Origin of the sequence: [Bacteroides] pectinophilus, from assembly GCA_025146925.1 — a bacterium.
Taxonomy (GTDB): domain Bacteria; phylum Bacillota; class Clostridia; order Lachnospirales; family Lachnospiraceae; genus Bacteroides_F; species Bacteroides_F pectinophilus.
Genome location: CP102260.1, coordinates 2452431 through 2472552 on the forward strand (window position 1 = coordinate 2452431; position 20122 = coordinate 2472552).

The 20122-nt window shown below is 35.6% G+C and carries 23 protein-coding genes and 2 pseudogenes; 4 read left to right on the forward strand and 21 right to left on the reverse strand.

Annotated features, from left to right (window positions below; all coding sequences use genetic code 11):
* Nucleotides 1-157 precede the first annotated feature (157 nt).
* Nucleotides 158-388, reverse strand: coding sequence for a helix-turn-helix domain-containing protein (locus NQ488_11470; protein ID UWN95186.1), 231 nt, complete (start codon nucleotides 386-388; stop codon nucleotides 158-160).
* Between the two features lie 184 nt (nucleotides 389-572).
* Between NQ488_11470 and NQ488_11475 the strand changes: the two genes are divergently transcribed.
* Nucleotides 573-1190, forward strand: a complete 618-nt coding sequence (locus NQ488_11475) for a helix-turn-helix domain-containing protein (GenBank protein UWN95187.1) — start codon at nucleotides 573-575, stop codon at nucleotides 1188-1190.
* 160 nt (nucleotides 1191-1350) lie between these two features.
* Entirely contained in the window at nucleotides 1351-2646 is a 1296-nt protein-coding gene (locus NQ488_11480) for a site-specific integrase (GenBank protein UWN95188.1), read from the forward strand.
* 149 nt (nucleotides 2647-2795) lie between these two features.
* Here the strand turns inward: NQ488_11480 and NQ488_11485 are convergent, their stop codons facing one another.
* Complete coding sequence (locus tag NQ488_11485) at nucleotides 2796-3215, reverse strand: nuclear transport factor 2 family protein (protein UWN95189.1); 420 nt, start codon at nucleotides 3213-3215, stop codon at nucleotides 2796-2798.
* Nucleotides 3216-3524: 309 nt separating this feature from the next.
* On the opposite strand from NQ488_11485, the gene NQ488_11490 reads away from it, so the two are divergent.
* Nucleotides 3525-3764: a DUF6061 family protein gene (locus NQ488_11490; GenBank protein UWN95190.1), complete on the forward strand. Its 240-nt coding sequence runs from the start codon at nucleotides 3525-3527 to the stop codon at nucleotides 3762-3764.
* Nucleotides 3765-4134: 370 nt separating this feature from the next.
* Here the strand turns inward: NQ488_11490 and NQ488_11495 are convergent, their stop codons facing one another.
* The 4 genes and pseudogenes from NQ488_11495 to NQ488_11510 form a co-directional block, all read right to left on the reverse strand.
* The gene (locus NQ488_11495) at nucleotides 4135-4761 is read right to left on the reverse strand and encodes a DUF3879 family protein (GenBank protein ID UWN97154.1); all 627 of its coding nucleotides are present in this window, start codon (nucleotides 4759-4761) and stop codon (nucleotides 4135-4137) included.
* A gap of 258 nt (nucleotides 4762-5019) precedes the next feature.
* Complete coding sequence (locus tag NQ488_11500; GenBank protein UWN95191.1) at nucleotides 5020-5652, reverse strand: entericidin like toxin protein; 633 nt, start codon at nucleotides 5650-5652, stop codon at nucleotides 5020-5022.
* A complete protein-coding gene (locus NQ488_11505; GenBank protein ID UWN95192.1) occupies nucleotides 5649-6209 on the reverse strand; it encodes an RNA polymerase sigma factor in 561 nt (186 codons plus the stop codon). The genes NQ488_11500 and NQ488_11505 overlap by 4 nt, the downstream gene beginning before the upstream one ends.
* Nucleotides 6210-6449: 240 nt before the next feature.
* Nucleotides 6450-6695, reverse strand: a pseudogene (locus NQ488_11510) (DUF3879 family protein).
* Between NQ488_11510 and NQ488_11515 the strand changes: the two are divergent.
* Nucleotides 6695-6817, forward strand: a pseudogene (locus NQ488_11515) (XRE family transcriptional regulator). The pseudogenes NQ488_11510 and NQ488_11515 overlap by 1 nt on opposite strands.
* Nucleotides 6818-7020: 203 nt before the next feature.
* On the opposite strand, the gene NQ488_11520 reads toward NQ488_11515, so the two are convergent.
* From NQ488_11520 to NQ488_11590, 15 genes are all read right to left on the reverse strand, one after another.
* The gene (locus tag NQ488_11520) at nucleotides 7021-7770 is read right to left on the reverse strand and encodes a hypothetical protein (protein UWN95193.1); all 750 of its coding nucleotides are present in this window, start codon (nucleotides 7768-7770) and stop codon (nucleotides 7021-7023) included.
* Nucleotides 7771-7901: 131 nt separating this feature from the next.
* Nucleotides 7902-8645 (reverse strand): hypothetical protein, encoded by a 744-nt coding sequence (locus NQ488_11525; protein ID UWN95194.1) that lies wholly within the window; start codon nucleotides 8643-8645, stop codon nucleotides 7902-7904.
* Between the two features lie 65 nt (nucleotides 8646-8710).
* On the reverse strand, nucleotides 8711-9367 hold the full coding sequence (locus NQ488_11530; GenBank protein UWN95195.1) for a DUF3879 family protein: 657 nt from the start codon (nucleotides 9365-9367) through the stop codon (nucleotides 8711-8713).
* Nucleotides 9368-9523: 156 nt separating this feature from the next.
* On the reverse strand, nucleotides 9524-10816 hold the full coding sequence (locus NQ488_11535; GenBank protein ID UWN95196.1) for an ATP-binding protein: 1293 nt from the start codon (nucleotides 10814-10816) through the stop codon (nucleotides 9524-9526).
* An 8-nt stretch (nucleotides 10817-10824) separates the two neighbouring features.
* Nucleotides 10825-11559: a LytTR family DNA-binding domain-containing protein gene (locus NQ488_11540; protein UWN95197.1), complete on the reverse strand. Its 735-nt coding sequence runs from the start codon at nucleotides 11557-11559 to the stop codon at nucleotides 10825-10827.
* Nucleotides 11560-11839: 280 nt separating this feature from the next.
* Complete coding sequence (locus NQ488_11545) at nucleotides 11840-13282, reverse strand: hypothetical protein (protein UWN95198.1); 1443 nt, start codon at nucleotides 13280-13282, stop codon at nucleotides 11840-11842.
* Nucleotides 13283-13354: 72 nt separating this feature from the next.
* The gene (locus tag NQ488_11550; protein ID UWN95199.1) at nucleotides 13355-14539 is read right to left on the reverse strand and encodes a hypothetical protein; all 1185 of its coding nucleotides are present in this window, start codon (nucleotides 14537-14539) and stop codon (nucleotides 13355-13357) included.
* Nucleotides 14540-14730: 191 nt separating this feature from the next.
* Nucleotides 14731-15921: a DUF4885 domain-containing protein gene (locus NQ488_11555; GenBank protein ID UWN95200.1), complete on the reverse strand. Its 1191-nt coding sequence runs from the start codon at nucleotides 15919-15921 to the stop codon at nucleotides 14731-14733.
* Nucleotides 15922-16005: 84 nt separating this feature from the next.
* Nucleotides 16006-16554 carry a hypothetical protein gene (locus NQ488_11560; protein UWN95201.1) on the reverse strand — a complete coding sequence of 183 codons (549 nt, stop codon included), beginning with the start codon at nucleotides 16552-16554 and terminating at the stop codon, nucleotides 16006-16008.
* A 45-nt stretch (nucleotides 16555-16599) separates the two neighbouring features.
* Complete coding sequence (locus NQ488_11565) at nucleotides 16600-17373, reverse strand: hypothetical protein (protein UWN95202.1); 774 nt, start codon at nucleotides 17371-17373, stop codon at nucleotides 16600-16602.
* Nucleotides 17366-17503, reverse strand: coding sequence for a hypothetical protein (locus NQ488_11570; protein ID UWN97183.1), 138 nt, complete (start codon nucleotides 17501-17503; stop codon nucleotides 17366-17368). The genes NQ488_11565 and NQ488_11570 overlap by 8 nt, the downstream gene beginning before the upstream one ends.
* Nucleotides 17469-17540, reverse strand: coding sequence for a hypothetical protein (locus NQ488_11575; protein ID UWN97155.1), 72 nt, complete (start codon nucleotides 17538-17540; stop codon nucleotides 17469-17471). Before NQ488_11575 ends, NQ488_11570 begins: the two co-directional genes overlap by 35 nt.
* A 46-nt stretch (nucleotides 17541-17586) precedes the next feature.
* Nucleotides 17587-18540, reverse strand: coding sequence for a hypothetical protein (locus NQ488_11580; GenBank protein ID UWN95203.1), 954 nt, complete (start codon nucleotides 18538-18540; stop codon nucleotides 17587-17589).
* Nucleotides 18541-18562: 22 nt separating this feature from the next.
* On the reverse strand, nucleotides 18563-19051 hold the full coding sequence (locus NQ488_11585; GenBank protein UWN95204.1) for a hypothetical protein: 489 nt from the start codon (nucleotides 19049-19051) through the stop codon (nucleotides 18563-18565).
* A gap of 3 nt (nucleotides 19052-19054) precedes the next feature.
* Nucleotides 19055-20092, reverse strand: coding sequence for a DUF4885 domain-containing protein (locus NQ488_11590; GenBank protein UWN95205.1), 1038 nt, complete (start codon nucleotides 20090-20092; stop codon nucleotides 19055-19057).
* Nucleotides 20093-20122 lie beyond the last annotated feature (30 nt).

The following is a 20122-nucleotide window of genomic DNA, read 5'->3' on the forward strand; positions in this document are numbered from 1 at the left end:
CGCCGAGGGCTTTGATATCTTGTGATTTGTCAGTCTTCCATTCCGTTAATTGGTTGTTGCATATCAGAAGAAGCACATGTTATAATCCTCTTGCGTGTAGGTATATCATGGCTTCGGTCTGATATATCAGGGGCGGTTTCATTAGAAGCCGCCTCTTTTAAGTTATTACTTTTCTTGTGACTGCTTTTACGTTGCTCTTATCTCTTAAGTCTCTGCCTTCGTTGACTTCCATAAACTTTTCAAGCATATCCGTTTTTATGAGAACTTTTCTTCCTACCTTTAGAACCGGAAGTTTTTCCCACTCAACAAGTTTTCTCAGAGTGTTTCTTCCAATTCCTGTATAATTGGCAGCATCTTCTATAGATAAAGCTATCTTTCTTTCCGTCATTTAATCCTCTCCTTTCAAATTGCATTATGCAATTTATTTTTCTGTCAGTATATCGCGTTTATATTTTATTGTCAAGCGTTACGAAATTATAAAGATAATTACTGTATTGCATATTGCAATTTTATTTTTTATATGATATAGTATGAACATACCGAAAGGAATAACCGAAAAGGAGGCAGACAACATGAAGGATAAGGAACTTCGCCGGATTATCGGTGAGAGAGCTAAAAGCCGCAGAACAGAATTAAACCTTACACAACCTTATGTTGCAGACAAGATGGGAGTCACCGCTTCCACCATACAGCGTTATGAAGCTGGAACAATCGACAATACCAAGAAGATGGTACTCGAAGGACTTTCCGAAGCACTTCATGTATCTGTGGAATGGCTTAAAGGCGAAACTGACAGCTACGAAACAGATATAACAGATAAGAAAGAACTTCTTATAAGAGACGCTATGACAGGAATTATCGAAAATCTACCAACTAACCTTGATAATGCAGATGGAGATTTCGCCAAGAACCTGTTGCTGGCAATATTAAACGAATACAAGCTCTTTGCTGATTCATTTACAAATGCCTGCAATAACTTCAAGGGAAATACAGAATATGAAGATGTAGCAGCCAAGATGGGTTTTGAATCCAATCAGGAATACAATGAGATAATGTTTTTAAGAGAGATAACCCACTCTGTTAATGCATTCAATGACATAGCTGACATCATAAGAACATATTCCAAGAATCCGGATGTGGCGGCACAGAGACTATCCCATCTCTTAGAAGATAATTCCGATTCGGTATAGAACGACAACCGGAGTTATGATACAATGAGCACGAGCAAGTCAGGCTGTTTACAGATTTGACGAGCGGCGAATTGGCTTATGGACTTGTCCATAAGATGCCTACACGCAAGAAGCATTTCATCAGTTCCGATTGTCTGATATCGAAAGGAGACACACGATTATGGCAAAAGGATCTGTAAGAAAAAAAGGAAAGAAATGGTACTACCGCTTCTATGTAGAAGATCAAAGCGGCAATCTGGTTCAGAAAGAATACGCTGGAACAGAAAGCAAGAGTGAAACGGAAAAACTGCTCCGTCAGGCAATGGACGATTACGAAAGCAAGAAATTCATTGCAAAGTCGGAAAATATTACAGTTGGAGAATTACTTGATATATGGGCAGAGGAAGAATTAAAGACCGGTACTCTCAGTAATGGGACAGTCCAGAATTACCTCGGTGCTATTACCAATATCAAGAAACATCCAATTTCAGAAAGAAAGCTGAAAAATGTAACATCTGAGCATTTACAAGCCTTCTTCGATCTGCTTTCCTTTGGTGGCACTTATCCCGATGGTTCAGAAAGAAAAGGCTACAGCAAAGATTACATCCGTTCTTTCTCGGCAGTATTACAGCAGTCATTTCGATTTGCAGTATCACCAAAGCAATATATCACTTTTAATCCTATGCAGTATATTAAGCTGAAATACCAGACGGATGAGGTTGACCTGTTTTCCGATGATGACATGGATGGCGATATACAGCCAATTCCACGAAAGGATTATGAAAGACTGATTGAATTTCTACAGGATTACAATCCACCGGCAATTCTTCCAATCCAGATAGCTTATTATACAGGACTTCGTATCGGTGAAGCCTGTGGGCTGGCATGGCAGGATGTAAATCTTGAAGAACAGTGCCTTACAATCAGACGAAGCATCCGTTATGATGGTTCAAGGCACAAGAACATCATCGGACCGACCAAGCGAAGAAAAGTAAGGATTGTTGATTTTGGAGATACGCTGACAGAGATTCTTCGTAATGCCCGAAAGGAACAGCTTAAAAACCGAATGCAGTACGGAGAACTTTACCACAAAAACTACTACAGAGAAGTAAAAGACAAAAATAGAGTTTACTATGAGTTCTATCATCTGGACGGAACAGAGAGTATTCCAGAGGATTATAAAGAAATATCCTTTGTCTGCTTAAGACCGGATGGAAGTCTGGAATTGCCAAGCACGTTAGGAACTATTTGCAGGAAGATTGCTCAGAAACTGGAAGGATTTGAAGGATTTCATTTTCACCAGTTGCGACACACCTACACAAGTAACCTTCTGGCAAACGGAGCAGCACCAAAGGATGTGCAGGAACTGTTAGGACACTCAGATGTCAGCACCACAATGAATGTCTACGCTCACTCCACAAGAAAAGCCAAGCGGGAATCCGCAAGGTTACTTGATAAAGTGGCAGGAAACGACTAAATAAAACTTTCCCTTATTTCCCTTGTGATTATCTCATAAGGGCAAAAATAAGGGAAAATACATATCATTTCACTAATGAATGGGCTGGAAAGCCTGTAAAATAGGGAAAGTTAGCCAGATATTTCGGCAAACTTGAATTTATAGTCCTCTCAAAACCAATTTGCTTTTTCTTCTCGAAATACGGGAATATCACTATCTCGATATGGATTGTAATTATGAAGATTGCAACCAAACTCTTTTAATGATTTTATTTTGTTATCCTGTGTCCATACAATTAAAGATATTCCGTCAAATTCTTCAACATTTCCATTATTCATTTTGCTTTTAAAATACCACTCCACGATTGTTTGATTTCCTTGATGAAAAAATTGCTTAATCTCCCAGACAAGAACACTTCCGCGTGTATTCCATTCGTCAAACCAGTGCTTTACCGTTTTGCGGTTTTCATATTTAGGACTCCAACTCTCAGTATATACAACATCATCTGTAAAAATATTGTCAATTCCTAAATCTGCTTTCTTAATCCACATATCAAACCATAATCGGATAATTTTTTCTCTCTCGTTCATAAAGTACCTCCATAACTTCCGATTGAGATTTCACCTGTTTTAGGGAATTTAATAACTGTTATATTTTGTTATTAAATTCTCTGCAAACCCTTGAAAACACTGGATTTATCGCAGGTGAGCTTTCCCTTATTGTTTCCCTTGTGTTATATCGTCCCGTCAGCGTTTACGAACTCTGATAAGGGCAAATACAAGGGCAAGAAAAATCTATAAAACAGTATAACACAAAATAAAAGTGACATGGTGAACTGATTGAAATGCTTCTGATTTTTGTAACAAATGACTGATTGAATGATAAGGAGATTCTATACGATGAGAACAATATTTGCAGAATACAATCCACACAGAAACAGCATTGATATTTATACTTCTGCTGGTTATATGCTCCGCATTGACTGTTGGGAAGCCGAAAAGGATTTAAAAACCACACCCGGATCAGACTGTGCATTGAACGCACTTGCCATTGATAAACCGCTTGAATATGCAAAATTATATCTTGATGAAACAATGCAGATATGGGTAGATGCAGAAGATTCATTAGAACTATGGTGATTTTTTCAACAGCACTAAGGTTACTTTTTCCCAATCTCATTTATTGAGAATCGTCTTTTTACCGTGCATATATATTCAATATCTTTTTATCTATTATAATGAAATCAAGGGCTGGTCTAATGCCAGCCCTACAAAAATGAAAATTCACATAGAAAATAAATTTACAATTTTTCCGATATAAACCTGTTATCAACAAATACAAACATAATTTATATTATCGTATCTATTGATATGATATGTATTTCAAAGAGTTACCAGAAGTTTTTGAAAACTTTTCCCTTGTGATATTATCTAAAGCTCCTAATTTTATACTTTTCCCATGATGGAGCAGCTTATTTGACCGTATCTCTAGCACCAAAGATGTTGTATTCTATACTGATACATCAATAGAATTGCGAACTAACCTATTACCATTTTTGACAAGCGTAGATTCCACTGATTCTCTTGTAACGTTATCAAGAATGCTTGTATCAAACTTTTGTCCCGGCTTCCAATTTGGATTAGCCGATTTCACTGCTGCATACATAGCAGCTCTATACTGTCCTTCGTATTGCTCTAAAGTCCATGTACCACTTAAACGTTTGTCTTTACTTACGCTTAACTGATAATCCTTAAAAATATCTGAACGCTTAGTTGTATCACCATTTGAAATACCGTTTTCCTTAATAAATTCCCTCTTCACATTATCAAACATCTTTTGACGATATTCCTCGGATACACTCGTGAGCTGCTGCCATGATGTACCTTTTCCGGTAACATCCATTCCCGCCACTCCATTTGCATTCAGTAAATCGCCATCCGAATCAAATTGCTTCATCAGATTCTTAATAATGGTATCTCTTCCACCGAATGTTTCATATATCAATCTTTCTTCTGCTGACATCATGGCTTCATTTTGCATAATACCAGATAACCAGCCTTTTTCTTTCAAAGCCTTATATTGTTTACTATTTGTGTTGATACCATTATAGGTATTGCCTAATCCGCTGATATTCATTGACATATAAAACCTCCTTGTAAATAAATTCAAAATCCGTTTAGAATTAACTCAATGCTATATAGTATATATCGTCATAAATCTCCAAGAAATAAGTTTCACTGTTAAGTGCCCTCTTGATTATACAGGTGGTTGTTGCGTGTTCTTCGTTCCTCTTTGGATAACTTTTGACGCAACCTCTTTTCCAAGTTCTCAAACTGGCGGATTTTCTTCTTTCCATCCTCAATCTCGGCTGTCCCTTGTGGGTGTCAATCAAAATTATTTTTCTTGGTCTGCGTCAACCGTTCCAACACCGTCATCAGTATATAGCTCGGCTGGAATTGAATTGACAGCAAGTTGTTTTTCTGGCGGTATCGAATTATACCACTCAAGCCATTCAAGGGTTTCTTCGGATAAGTCCGATTTGTTAAATAACTGTCCTTCAAATTCAACCGTTTCATTTTCAGCATCTTCCATATGACTATATAAGAAATATTTACCATCAATTAAAACCACAATATTATTTTCATATTGATATACTTTAGCACCTACAATATCGTCATTGGCTTGGAAATTCTCTTTTGGCTCTTGCGATGAGCTAACTTTGCTTTCGATTTCCCCTAAATAAGTGAACTGGCTTTCTTTATCTGTAAAATCGAGTTGACTATCCGTATATTGATACAACTTGTTATTTACATAAACCATAGGAGCCAAATCTCCAGAAATAGGGGGATTAGAGCCATTAAGTAAACGCGGAATTGTAACTACGCAAATTATAAGGCAAAGACAGGCTGCCATAATTCCCCACTTTATCCATATAGGCTTTTTCATTTTCGTTTTGTAGTTGAGTGCTTCATCAACATATTTTGTATCAAGCTCGCTCATAGCGTCAGAAAATTTCTTTGCGTTCATACGAATACCTCTCTTTCAATCAAGTATTGCTTCATTTTCTCGCGGATACGGGTCAGCCGGACAGAAATATTTTTTTCTGAAAGCCCTACAAACTCGGCTATGTCCTTGTAGCTGTCGGAAAACCAATAGCGGCGCATAAAGATAACGCGGTTTTCGATAGTCAGCGTGTCTAAAAAAGACTCAATGATACAGGCTAACTCTCTGACCTCGATTTCTTCTTCAATGTTTTTCTGGTCTGCAATACAGGCTTCAATTTCCTCCAAAGCAATCGTGTAATGACTGCTTCGTTTGGCTGCTTCCTTTCTCCAATAGATTTTGAGCGAAATATTCCGAACGATTTTCAAAAGATACGACAACAATGGGTTAGGTCGTGCTGGGGGAATGGCGTTCCATGCACCTAAATAAGCGTCGTTTACACATTCCTGCGCGTCCTGTCTGCTCCCTACTATATGGTAGGAAAGATTGTGATAGGCTTTTCCGTATTTTATGTCCAGTTCCCGTATGCCCTGTTCCGAACGCTCAAAAAACATTTCTATGATTTTTTCATCGTCTATCATCACACCGCCTCCTTTCCGGCTTCACTCATATACTACGGTTTCAGCGGCAAACACTACATCTAATCCGAAACTTTTTTCAAAAAATTACCATTTTGCTTTATTATAAAATACATAATCGCAGAACATGCAACTCCTACAGGATATGTTATTGTCATAGATGCCATTCATATAATTGTTCATACTAGACATTTTATAATACCTCCATTCTTTCATTAGGCTTTCGCATTAAAAACCGCCTCAAATGATATGTTTATAACTGTTTCTGTTCTCATCCGTTACAGCAAGTCCTGTTAATCCGGTATTCGGATCAATCCAGTCTCCATTTTTGTCATACTGGCTCATCAGGTTCTTAATTGCCTGAACATTTGTAAACATTGCACCGTTTCCATTTTTCATCATCTCACTCAGTACTGCTTTATACTTTTTACTGTTTGTGTCGATCCCTGCTGCTTTTAATTGTTTCTGTACAGAACTGCTATTCATTTGATAATCTGGATTACCAAAGACTGCTGGTCTATCTTTCAGAATGTACAAGCGATCAGATAACCACCATTCTTGCACTTGTAGAAGCCTATCTTCGTACATATAAAACCCATGAAACAGAATAGCAGAAAGATTTTGATTTTCTCTTGATTATTTCTGCATTTTTCTGGATAAAAACAGGGCGGTCAGCTCTCCATAGCCTTCCACCCTGTCATCTTATCTTTTCATAGAAGAAACTATTGATTATATTGGCAACTCACAATCTTTTAGCCAAAATCGCAGTTCCAACCAAAGTACCGATTTGATATTTTCCTTTTACCGAATCTTCTTATGCCTTAATATCAAAACTCGATCTATCAGGTACAGAAATACTCACAGATCCTGCTACAAGGCTTTGTGTCATACTTTTTACATCAGTACCAGTTACGGATAAGGTATAATCACCCGTTTCCTTTCTTTCTGCCGATTTTTCTGCACGTTTCTTTGCAGCTTTTTCTTCCTCTGCTTTTTTAGCAGCTCTTTTCTCTTTTACCTTTTCCTCTTTTTCTCTGTTCTCTTTTGCTTTTCGTTCAGCATTCTCTTTCGCTATTTTCCCATCTGGATCATTTGTACCAGATATTGCCACCGAAATATTTCCGTTTTCATCAACCTTATAACTCAGATTTGTCAAAGTGCCCAAACATCCATTAACCGCACTTTTGGCACAATCTGGAATGGCTGCTAAGTTTTCCTCCAGATACTTTGCTTTTTCCGGATCATTCATACACTTCTGTAAAAATGCACTTGAAACGGATACTGTTGTCGGAACCCCTTGCATTGAAGTCGTTCCCGTATTCACATAATGGTATTTTCCCTGCAAGTATTTTGAATAATCATTTACATTGCTATACCCCGTCTTAATCTGCTCTGTTTTTGTCACACCGGGACGTGATGTTTTTAATTCAACTGTACTTGTTGTCACGTTGCCGTCTTTTGTATTTGTACTATCCTTTTCACTATCTGTTTTTTTAACAGTATTCTTGTAATTTGAAGCATAATACGATGTGCAACTGCTGTTATTGATACCTGTAATTGCCATAATCCTACCTCCCTGTTATTGAAACTTAAAATAATTTCTATTATATTGAACGACTTGGATATTTAATTTCTCTCAGCCTCAATATGATATGTAATTACTATTTTTATTTGTAAATCATAGTACTAACATCATCAAATCTTAATGCTCATCAATAACTGCTCTCTATTAGGCTGAATCATTGTATATTTCTCCTTAAATGAGGTAATTGCACCATACATTTTCTCAGTTAAATTTTCTGGGATTTCGTCCTTTCCCCTGGTTTTTTGCTCCTCAATGTAAGCCGATGCCAAAGTTGACCTTGTGGTAATTTTTGAAATTTTATTCATTTCTTCACCAATAATTCCACGGGCATGCTGATTGGTTGTCTCCATTGTCACAAAGTCATCCACTGTTTTTTTATATGCAGCATCTAAATTGCTTAACTCTTCATCCTTTGTAAGCTTACGAGGTCCATTTTCATCAGCTACATATATTTCTCTGGTTCCATTTTCATAGCCCTTCACAATTTCATCATATAATTCTGCGTATGCTTTAACATAATTATTTGCCTTGTCAGTAATATTTAAGGCACTTTTTCCTGTATCAACATTTTGATTCTGCTGTGCTGCCTTCTTTTGAATTTCATAACTATAATCAATATCACTGATTTTTTTACTCGCTAACAGTTCCTTTCTTTGAACCACATCATCATATTTTTCCTGTCCACTCTGCTGTATACGATTACGATAATACTCCAATCCCTCATTAGAAATCGAAAGCTTCACTGATTGCCCCACTGTATGTTTTTCGTTTGTCTGACTATTTCCTTTCTGTACTTTATCAGTATTTTTTTCCATTATTGAATTCGTATTATTCATGTAATTAGATATTTTCATATCCTATTTTTCCTCCTTAAAACCCATTATCTTAGTTTCACCTCGTGGCTCACAAATAAATCTATCTATAACTTTATATCTACTGACTTCCTGCCACTTTCCGCCGACTCCCTTGTAATACCATCCAATGCACCAGCCGGTATTGGTTTACCCGCTTTCCATGTAGGATCAGCGGCTTTTGCTGCTTCTGCAAATGCCTGTCTGTATTGATGTTCATATTGTTCCATTGTCCAGCCTGCTGATAAGCGGTCATCTTTATCCATTTTTCTATATAAATTGTTATATACGCTCTCTCTTTTGGTAGTATCACCATTTAAAGTACCGTTTTCATTTAAGAATTCTTTCTTTGCCAGTTCAAACATTTCTTCCCGGCTGCTCTCTGGAATAGAAATGATATGTTTATAACTGTTTCTGTTCTCATCCGTTACAGCAAGTCCTGTTAATCCGGTATTCGGATCAATCCAGTCTCCGTTTTTGTCATACTGGCTCATCAGGTTCTTAATTGCCTGAACATTTGTAAACATTGCACCGTTTCCATTCTTCATCATCTCACTCAGTGCTGCTTTATACTTTTTACTGTTTGTGTCAATCCCTGCTGCTTTTAATTGTTTTTGTACAGAACTGCTGTTCATTTTGGACAACTGAATATTGTTGACCAAATTTGTTTTTGATGTTCCAAATGTTGTTTGAAATAAAAAACCGTAGTCCGTAATTCTTGACATAAGCGAAACCTCCCATCATTAAATTTTTTATATGTATCATCCACTTTATTTTTTTCTATCGACACACCCCTTCTGATATTTTACCTTTTCTGCACCAAGTACGATTTTTTTGCACGAAGTAAGACTCTTTACAAAAAAATAGCCAAAAATGCTCTTTTATGAATTAAGGAATAACTCAGCAGCAAATTTATTTCCATCATTCTTCAATGTTAAATCTCCATCATATTTTTTTATACTGCTCTGAACATTCAGCAATCCTATTCCACCATTTTTTCCTTTATTTGATACTGGAAAACCATTTCTCCACTTTACTTCATTACAATTATTTTCAATGCTGACAACTATCATCTTATGATATGAACCAATCTTAATGCAAATATATTTCTCGCCTTTCAGCTTTTCTGTTGCTTCAATCGCATTATCTAATAAATTTCCAAAAATAGTTGTAATGTCGATTGGTTCAATGAAATTCAAATTCACATTATCTACCTTTATTGTTACTGAAATCCCCTTTTCTCTCATAACAGATTCTTTATCTGTAAGAAGTATATTCAAGATCGGATTTTCTGTGTATTGAACCGGAATAAGCGGCTTCAACAACTCTCTGATCTTTGTTGCATATTCTCCTGCCGTTTTTTCCTGCTCTGCACCATATAACCCTTCGATTGCTTTAATATGCTTATTTACATCATGTAATATCTGAATGGTTTGATCATACTTTTTTGCCTGGGTCAAATAGTATTCGTATTGTACCTTTGCCTGCTGCTCTAATGCGATCAACTGCTTTTCGTAATAGTTCTTTTCATCTGCCATTTTTACAAAATATAAAAGGTATAAATCTGCCAGAACAATACATCCCATGTTGACTGCACACAAATAATTTTCTTCTCCATTTTTAAAATTCTCTACAATTACACTCATGTTAATCAGACTGTATAGAAGTATAATTCCATACATGATGTACCGTGTCTTTGAATAAGGGACATCACTTTTTTTCACAAACCTGTTTATGAATGTGTAATACAAAAAAATAAGTATCACCTTTGAAAATGTTACCTCAAGGCAATAAAGCATCGTTTCATTCACATTTTTTATATCTGCGGCTTGCAAAATGCATTGTAAAAGAATCACTCCCAATGATTCACAGACAGACATACAAAATACTAATGCTTCACATTCAATAATACGTCTTAAGGGTTTATCTATATCCTCATAATACAGAACATATACTATAATCCCCGTCAAAACGCCCCAGACTACTAGATTTAATATGGAATGATTGAGCATATTTATACAGAATGTAAATATTACTGTGGTAGTCTCAATCACAATATATACATATCTATTTCGACTACTCTTTTTATACTTTCCATTCATAAACTGAAATAATATCGTACTTATTATAAAACATGAAAGTGCATTACATAATAGCAGTAAAATCGTATTCATTTTTCCTCCTATGAATTTCTCTGCAAAAATTTATTTACTTCTTCTCTAAAATCGTTGCTTCTCCTTTGTGCAATCTGAAGTTCTTTTCCATTATCCATATAAATAATAAAGTCCTTTATTTTTTCAATATGCCTTAAATTAACCAGATTTCCTCTACAATTCACAACAAAATCATATGGTTGCAGTTCTTCAACCAGTTTTTCAAAGATACAATCATACTCATATGTAATATCAGACAATGCTATCAGTACTTTTCTGGATCTTTTTATGTATTCAAAATATAAAATATCCCTCAGTTTCAGTTTGATCGACAGATACTCTTTTCCATTGCTGTCAGTCACTTTATAAAAATTCTTTTCTACTATGGCATCCGGCAGTTGATTCAGAAGTTCCAATATCTGCAATTCCAGTTTATCATATTCCAATGGTTTACATAGAAATGAAAATGCATGAACTTCGTTAATGACCTGCATACAATATTCTTCATAACTCGTAATATACACTAATTTCACATCTGGAAATTTTTCTTTCAATTTTCTCCCCAGTTTAATACCATTCAGTTCTTCCATCGAAATATCTAAAATTCCGATATCAATACGACTGATATTTTCAAGCATTTGATTTGCAGACATAAATTTCTCTATATGATAAGCAATCTTTTGACTTGTAAAAATCTTATGCAGCATATTCACTGCACACTCAAGATCTGCTATATCGTCATCACAAACAGCAATTTCCAGCATATTACTCACCTTCTTCCTATCTTCCTACTATATCGGTAATTTTTATTTTTCCATTAAATAAATATAAAGTACTCTGCATATTATCTAAATAGGCTCTAAATAAATATCATATATATAGAAAATGTGCCATCATCTTGACGGCACATTTCCTATATTTTCCCCCCAAATTATATTGCTACAGTATAGAATACCATTGTCTGTCCATACTATCAGCTTCATACTGATATGTAATCAACTGATTCATGTCTTTTAAACCCGCCATTTCTATTAGGTTCTATCATTATATTATAGTTTTCATATTTTTATAGTATCCTGCATTATCCATAACACTATTATTGCCAGATGTACCCACAGTACTTACCTCAGAGTCCGAAATATTATACCCTGCCTTAAATGCAAGAATATCCTCCAATCCATATTGATTTTTATAATCCGTCAGCATATAGATATTATCTCGTATTTCCTCATATTTCGCATTGGCTTCCTGGGAGTTCATTATTTTACACATTTTCTCTGGAAGTCCGGTAATCTTCCCATTGTCATCTACGTTTATATCGTCAAATGAATACTGTCCATTTGTTGCTTTCTGAATGAACTGTTCCACTTCATAGTAAGCATTTACTAATCTATATTGTGTGTTAGAAATATCTGCTGTCTGAATATATTTTTCCCACATATCATCAGCAAAATTTTCCGATATCATATTTTTTATCTGTTCTTTGTTTTCTTCTGTAATGTCCCCGTTAATCGTAATAGTTCCAGATACATCTATTTCAATTTTCCATGATGTATCTGGCAGTTCAATTCCTTTTTCATTTGCTATTCTTTCTATTTCTGCATAAAAATCGTTTTTTATATAATTCGACTTCTCTGCTCTCTCATAATCAGATAAATTGGCAAATATTTTCACATATGCCATTTCCGACACACTTAACTGCTCCCCCTTTTTCATCTTATTTAATAATTCTTCTACACTATCCGTTCCCGAATATTTTTCATCTTCCGGCAACGCTTCAAATTGCATCTGATGTAATTTGTCAATTTCGCTTTGATATGTTTTTTCATATTTCTGCTTTATTGCATTTTTTTCTTCTGAATTATCTGCATTTGCTATTTCTTGTGAGTGCTGCACATTACTACTTGAAGTATCCCTGTTTTTCGTTTCCGTAATTTTTATTCTATAGGAACCTTCCCCGGAATCCGATGTCATATTGGAATTTTCTACTCTGATCACATAATCTGATGTAACGCAGTCCCAATTAGGTACCGTAAGCTGTTTATTACCATGTCCATCATCTGTCGCTATTCCAATCTGATTGCCATATAAATCGTACAATACTAAATTATATGCCTGACTATTCTTGCTTTCCAATGAAATCGTTATCTCTGAAGATATACCCATTTTAGAGTAAAAACTTTTTTGCGGATAAGAAAAAGAATAGTAATCTACATCATATTTTGAATCGATTGTTCCCTCTAAATAACTTTCATTATTATGCAACAATGTTCCTATATCATATGTACTGTAATAGCGATCTACCTGATCATCGTATTTCGTATGCTGATGATAACTATCATTCTTATTTGTTTTGGCATTTTCTATTAACACCGTTTGCTCATTTAATTCTTTCATCGGCGATTTAAAACTTTTTGCTGCATTTCCTGTCTCATATATTTTACTATCTACTATTCCGCCACCTATATAATGTACATAGTGTCCCATCTTATCGTCACCTCTTGGAATCCACGGATGGTATAAAAATACCATCAGTAATTTATTTATCTTTCTAAATATTTAGCCCACTATTATTCCGAAAGGAACTAAATAATCCAATGTCATCTGTGTCATTGTAGTGCAACTAGCATTTACATAAGAAATACCACTTACCCAATGTACTGTAACAGATGTTGCATAGTTTCCATCAATTGATCCTGATGGTGGATTATTGTCAACCAAGTCACTCCACCAACCACCTGTTTGTGCTAGTTTTTTTGAATAACTAGCAGTTGCTGGCGTATAATAATAGTCAATGCTTGATGCGTATGTATTATTAGCAAATGCTTTTGATTTATCCGAAAATTTCACACCTGTCAATGCATACTCATCTTCACTTCCACTAGGACAATTAATGGTCAATGTTTGCGTACTTGCTGATTGGCTAGATGAGCTTCGATTCCACTTTATTGTTGTATAATGTGTAAGATCCGAAAAGGTTGTTGTTTGTGCTATTGGCAATGGTTGTCCAGCATAATATCCATAATGATAACCGGTAGTTGCTGTTGCATCTTTTACCTTAAAAACAATATAATAATTTCCATCAATAAGACCTAAACTAATTACCTTATTCGACGTTCCTGCAATCGTTTTAGTTGTTGAATAATATCTGTCAAAATAACTGGTAACTCCCGCCTCATCCGATGAACGATATATTAAATTTATATCATTGTCAAAAATAAATACATTAACATTAGATTCTAACATAAATGTAATATTATTACAGTCCTCATCCGAAACAACACATTGATAATAATGTCCCTGATTTTCATCATATGCAGAATCATTCAGATACCCCTCTCTTAATGCCGAATTATAGTTGCTCTGACCTTTTGGATTCAGTAAGAAACCAGACATTACAAACCCTTCTGATGTTTTTGCATATGTACTAAAAATTTCTGTATTCGATGTCCATTTCTGATCAGAGAAATTATATTCCATCGTGCTTGCACTCCACATATATTTATTTGACACCCTTCTTGTATCTGCATATGCACTTGCTCCATCATTTGTTGCATCCGTAAAGTCACAAGTCACTTCTTCGGTTGCAATTTTCGATTGTAATAATGTTAAATCCGTGTCGTTATCTTCTGTATTGAAATGTACTTTATTGCCATTATCAATACTTGCCGCATTCGCTACTGAGACATTTCCTAACAGCAAACATGCTGCCAATAATATTGTTGCTATTTTTCTCTTTTTCATGAATAATTCCTTTCTGTTCATAGTTCTTTATTTTATAGTTTTTTGATTTATATAGATTCATTATTAAAACGCTTTCCCTCCCTCTATTGTTTATTTTTTAATTTAAAAATTTCGAATCATATATTTTATCTAAAAAACTATATTACTATACTTGACACACTTCCCTATATTTTTTCAAAAATATTATATTTCTAAAGTACAGAATACCATTGCCTGTTTGTACTATCAGCTTCATATTGATATGTGATCAACTGATTCATGTCCTTTAAACCACTCTTTCCATATAAAATGCTTAAAGTCATATCCGGCACATTGTTCCATCCTTTAGTTGACATAGTTGAAACCAGGTCATGTATCCAATTCTTCATTTGCTGCTTGAACTCTTTCGGAACTTTTCCAGAATCTTCAACAGCCTTATCCACTAAGTCTAATATATTCTCTCCTGACTCCGTATAATATGTCCCGTTTTTTTCCTCAAGTTTATCTAATTCATATCCTGTATAACTATAAACTTGATGATATGCTTCGTATTTCATTTTTGATTCCTTTGTTATCTGAGAACTCTCACAGCCATCTTGTGTTGAACAATAATATATATGCTTATAGAGGTTTTTTCCGTTATCTCCTACATTTAAGGCATCCTGCATCAACACCTTTGTTTCTTCATCCACGCCATCTACCGTTATTTCATAACTGTATGGATCGACAGTAAAAGTACAATCTTTCGTAATAGAAGATGTATCTACACCAGCCTGCTTTAAAATATTTGAAATTTGCGAATTTATCAATGCTCTTTCAAATTGGATTTTATCCGAATCTACACTGTCACCGTCCACTTCAATTCCCCTGAACAAAGAATCCTGATAATTTACACCATTTATCTTTCCTGTCCGGCACATCTGCATCTCATAATTATATGCAATCCTACGTTCTGTATCAGTCAGATTAGTCTCGTAATACTCTGAACTCTTATCAAAATACTTGGAATGAATATAATTTTCAGGATTGGAATGCGTTTTTGCTTCTGCGGCAAGTTTAGAATACTTTTCCGTTAATGCCTCCCTAAATGCTTTACCTGTACTCATATATTCACTTGTTTTCGCATTAATCTGTGTTCCTGCATTCTCAATGATCTCCTGATTCGTTTTTTTGGCTGAAGCTATATAGGACTTTAAGTCAATGCTGCTATCAATACTTGTATTATGTGTTCTTCCACTTGTACTTTTTGTAAGTTTTTCCTTTCCTGATGCGCTTATCGTCAAAGTATCTCTTGTGCCTATACAACCATTGCTTCGACTGATTGTCGCTTTTTGTTGTTGACCAAACAGGACATTAAGCAATGACTGATTAGCATAAATTCGGCTGTTAAAAAATATATTCATAATATCACCAACCTTCTTATTATATATCGAATTATCCTAACCTTGTTTGTAATCTTTTCTTTCTTCAAAATTATAGAATTGATACTATGCATATGTATCAAAACCTACCTTATTTTTAGTTGTCGCTTCTATAGCAATCATATTTTCTGTTTTTTTATCTTCTTTTTCTTTATCCTCTTTCATTCTCTCTAGCCATTTGTCAATTTCTGAATCCGTACCAGTCTCTCCAAAAATGCCACAGGTTGTCATTTCGGTTCCATTATTTGTAAACTTAAACTCCACTGATATCAGTTTACTACCATGACTTATTGCCGCCTTCTGTGCATTTCGTATAACATCTGGCATAATTGCTAAATTTTCCTCAAGCCATTTCGCAGTTTTTTCATCTCCACATGCCTTTCGCATTACACTTCCGTCAATCAATACAGAAGCATTTTTGCATGGAGTCAAACATTTATACTTGTTAGTCAAATATTTTGAATAGTCTGATACATTTTTAAACTTATTGGCTGAATTCATAGTGTATCCTGCATAATAATTCTTTTCACTATTCTTTGATGGCTTTACATTTTCATTTTTTACATTTCCGTATGTGTATGTATTGGCATACGATGATACTCCATTAATTCCCATACTGCATCTCTCCTTTCTATTTAGCCTTGATTTTTTATTTGCAGGCTATTGGGTTTTGTTCGATACGCTTACTGCCATTGTAAAATTTGCCTCATAAGAAGCTACTGCCTGACTTATTGTGACAGTCTTAGCAGACGAACTACTCTCAGCCACCAATCGAGTTCTGGCATCCTGAGCTGATAACCTTTTATTTTGCACATATTCTTCATAAGCTGTTCTTTCCGCTTGTTTTTTCTGAATCCGCTTTTTTTTCTGTTGTTGCTTTACCTGATTTTCTATTCTATTTTTATTTTCTATTCTGCGCTCCCAAAAACTATTTTTTGACTTATCATTAAAAATCTTTTCACCATTCCCATTGTTATAACCGGCACTCCACATCTCAGCATGACATTCTTCTTTTGATGCTCCATAATATATTGTAGAAAACGCTCCTCCACATATACCGGACCATTTATCTGGTTGTGACCAACCCACTTGCAAATCATTTAATACCCATGCTTCATACTCTGGATCATTCTTCATTGCTTCAAAACCCGCCTCTGAAATTGTAACAGATATTGACTCGCCTGCTCTTGTGGGGTGCATTGGAATTTGAGATATTTTATTGTAAATGTACTGCTTGTATTCCACCATCGTCATATCTTTAGCAGACACAGAACCTATTTTTGAATTGCCCACTATACTTCCACTAGCTTCGCTCTTTTCTCTTACACTATCCGCAAACCTTGTATCTTCCTTCTCCTGATCTTTAGCCGCATTTTTCTGCTGGTACTGATTGTAAGCCCGTGTCATATAGTTCACATTAATTGTATTACTCATAGTAACCTCCTTTGCTTTCTTTATCGGATAAAATAACCTGTTCTCCCAGTCCCATATCATCAAACGACCATATTACGCACACAAAGACCATCTCTTTACAAGATGACCACTGCCTTAAATTCATTTTCATCGCAGGAAAGCACCATATCACCGCCATATTTATCCACAACTGCTTTTACATTTAACAATCCAATACCGTGATGATCCCCTCTTTCAATTATTCAAATATCCCTGATCCAGTTCTTCTTTCGACCAGACTCTTTCATACGTTCCTCCAATTTCGTCAAAAACGTTTTGCCATGTAGAAAATTTATGGATTTCCTCCATGCTATCCTTGTGATTCTGAAGCCATTCATACAGCTTTTCATACATAGAACCAGAAAACCGGACACTCCAATTGTTTTTATAATTTTCATTGTCACTGTATGACATTCCATCAGCTCCTATGGATATAATTCCCTGATCTGTCCGTTTTGCCATTCCTCTAATCTCTAAATCAGCCCAGATAAAACCTTCTTCCCGACTCTCAATTAAATTAGGGTATTTGTCAAAATACATCTCCGCTAATTCTTCATACCTCTTCCGATCCGCTTCATTTTGCAGAAGAACCTTGCCACCTCTGCCTTCTTCACCGTCTTTTACTAAATACTGGATGCCGGTACCTGAATGTGTATTTAATGTAAATCCCTGCAAAGTCTCCACATCCAGCGAATCTTTATCCATTACATTCTGCAATGCATCTTTTAATTCATCATCTAATACCAGGGCATCGTAACTCATCGTTCCATGCTCAGAAATCAAAAACTGCTTTCCTGTTGTTTCATCCTGTCTTATTTTTATATCAGAATAGGAAAATGCCCCCAAACGCTCCCCGTCTTTATTGTATATATCAAAACATTCAGCTTCATTATCGGGTACGATTCTATAATTTTCGGATTCGTACTCTGAATATTCCTGTTTCAAAGTATTTATCGTTTTTCCTGACAGTGCCAGATAAGAATCCATCACTGTACTTTTCTTAGCACGATTGATATCCGCTCTACTGCTAATATCCTCCTTATCCACCGTCTGAGCCAAAGTGTCAGCCCACTTATTCTGGTTCCGATTTGGTTTTAGGTTGTTATAACCTGTTGAATAACGGCTCTCCGCTCCTATACTTCCAATCATTTTTTAAATTCCTCCCGGCATTTTATTCTCTTATTTTAGATGCCAACACGGTATAAAATTCTTTTTCCTGTTGCAGATATGCTGCCCTTTCATCTGTAACGGCTGCCAGCGGATTTTCTATTCTCTCCAATACTTTGTCGATAGCTGCTAAATAACTTTCTTTCGTTTCACCAAAAATATTGTCATCACCACCTGTCAGAAAATCCTGCTCTACCGATAGCTGCGTTAATATACTGGTTACATCCGTTTGAAATGGATTAAAACCAGTTTCTTCCAATGTTTCCTGCCATGCTGCCTTGACACTCTGCGGCACTGTCTGAAGGTAATAACCACTCATATAAGCAATCTGCTTTTTGGTTTTTTCGTCTGCAAACTGATAAGTTCTGTTATTCGCTTTTTTTGTACTTTTTCCTTTCGATGGAATATAAGACCAGTTTGGTTCTCCATTACTACCAGAAGTAATTAGCTGTTCCCTTCCAACTGTTCCTATATTTGAAAAAGAGATTCCCATAAATCACACTCTAGCTTCAAACATACTTTGGCTAACACCTTTCATCCACATATTCTGTGCTGCTCCATATCCTTTTTCCTGCCCTATATCATACAATCCACTGCTGTCAAAGCCTATTTTTAATACCAAATCATTTTCTTTCTTCCAGCCATTTTTAGCATATTGCAGCCATCTCTTAGAATAAAGTTCATACCCTGCACCATTTTTAGATTTTTCCTTAAACAATGCAAGTAAATCTGTACCATCCTCTGCAATAAAAGTACCATTTTTATATGTCGCATTGCGTGCATCATACCCGGTTGTCTCATACACTTCATGCCATAAAGAATATTGGTTTGCCTTTGTCATATTTGCCTGCGAATTAACAATTTCATTATCTGCATCATGCATACAAATCCACGCATGCGTCCAAATATTTTTTGCATTATCTCCTTCATTCAGCAATTTTTCTATCTGCGATAATGTATCTCTATCTGCATTTCCCGACACCGTTAGTTGATATGTATATGGGTCAATAGAAAATACCAAATCTGCCTGTTTTGATATTGATATCCCATTCTTTGAAAGTAGATTTGAAATTTGCTGATTTACAACACTTCTGGCATGCTGTTTTTCCCTGTCAGTATTGCGTACATAACCAACACTTCTTGAACCACCTGTATATACATCCTTGTAATTCCTTAATGCATAATCATACCGTGCAAATCCACCCACAGGTTTTCCTCCGGATTGTAACATTCTTTTCTCTGTACGGTAAGCTATGGAACGCTGGTCTTCTGTCATATATGAGCAAAAGTTAGGTGAAGTCACATCACAATATTTCGATATGACATATGCCATTGGATCAGAATGCGACATATTTTCTTTGTACATTTTATCATAATGCTCCCGCAAAACTTTTTGTACGAAACGATCTTCCTCTGTAAGTCCATCATACTGATATCCTACAGTTGTACCGGCGCTGGAATTATTGGGCAGCTTGTTTAAATCCCTGCCAGCTGGAATGTTGTTATAATAGTCAGAATTATTTACAGTAACCATATTATCCCCCTGCCTTATATAAGTCTTATA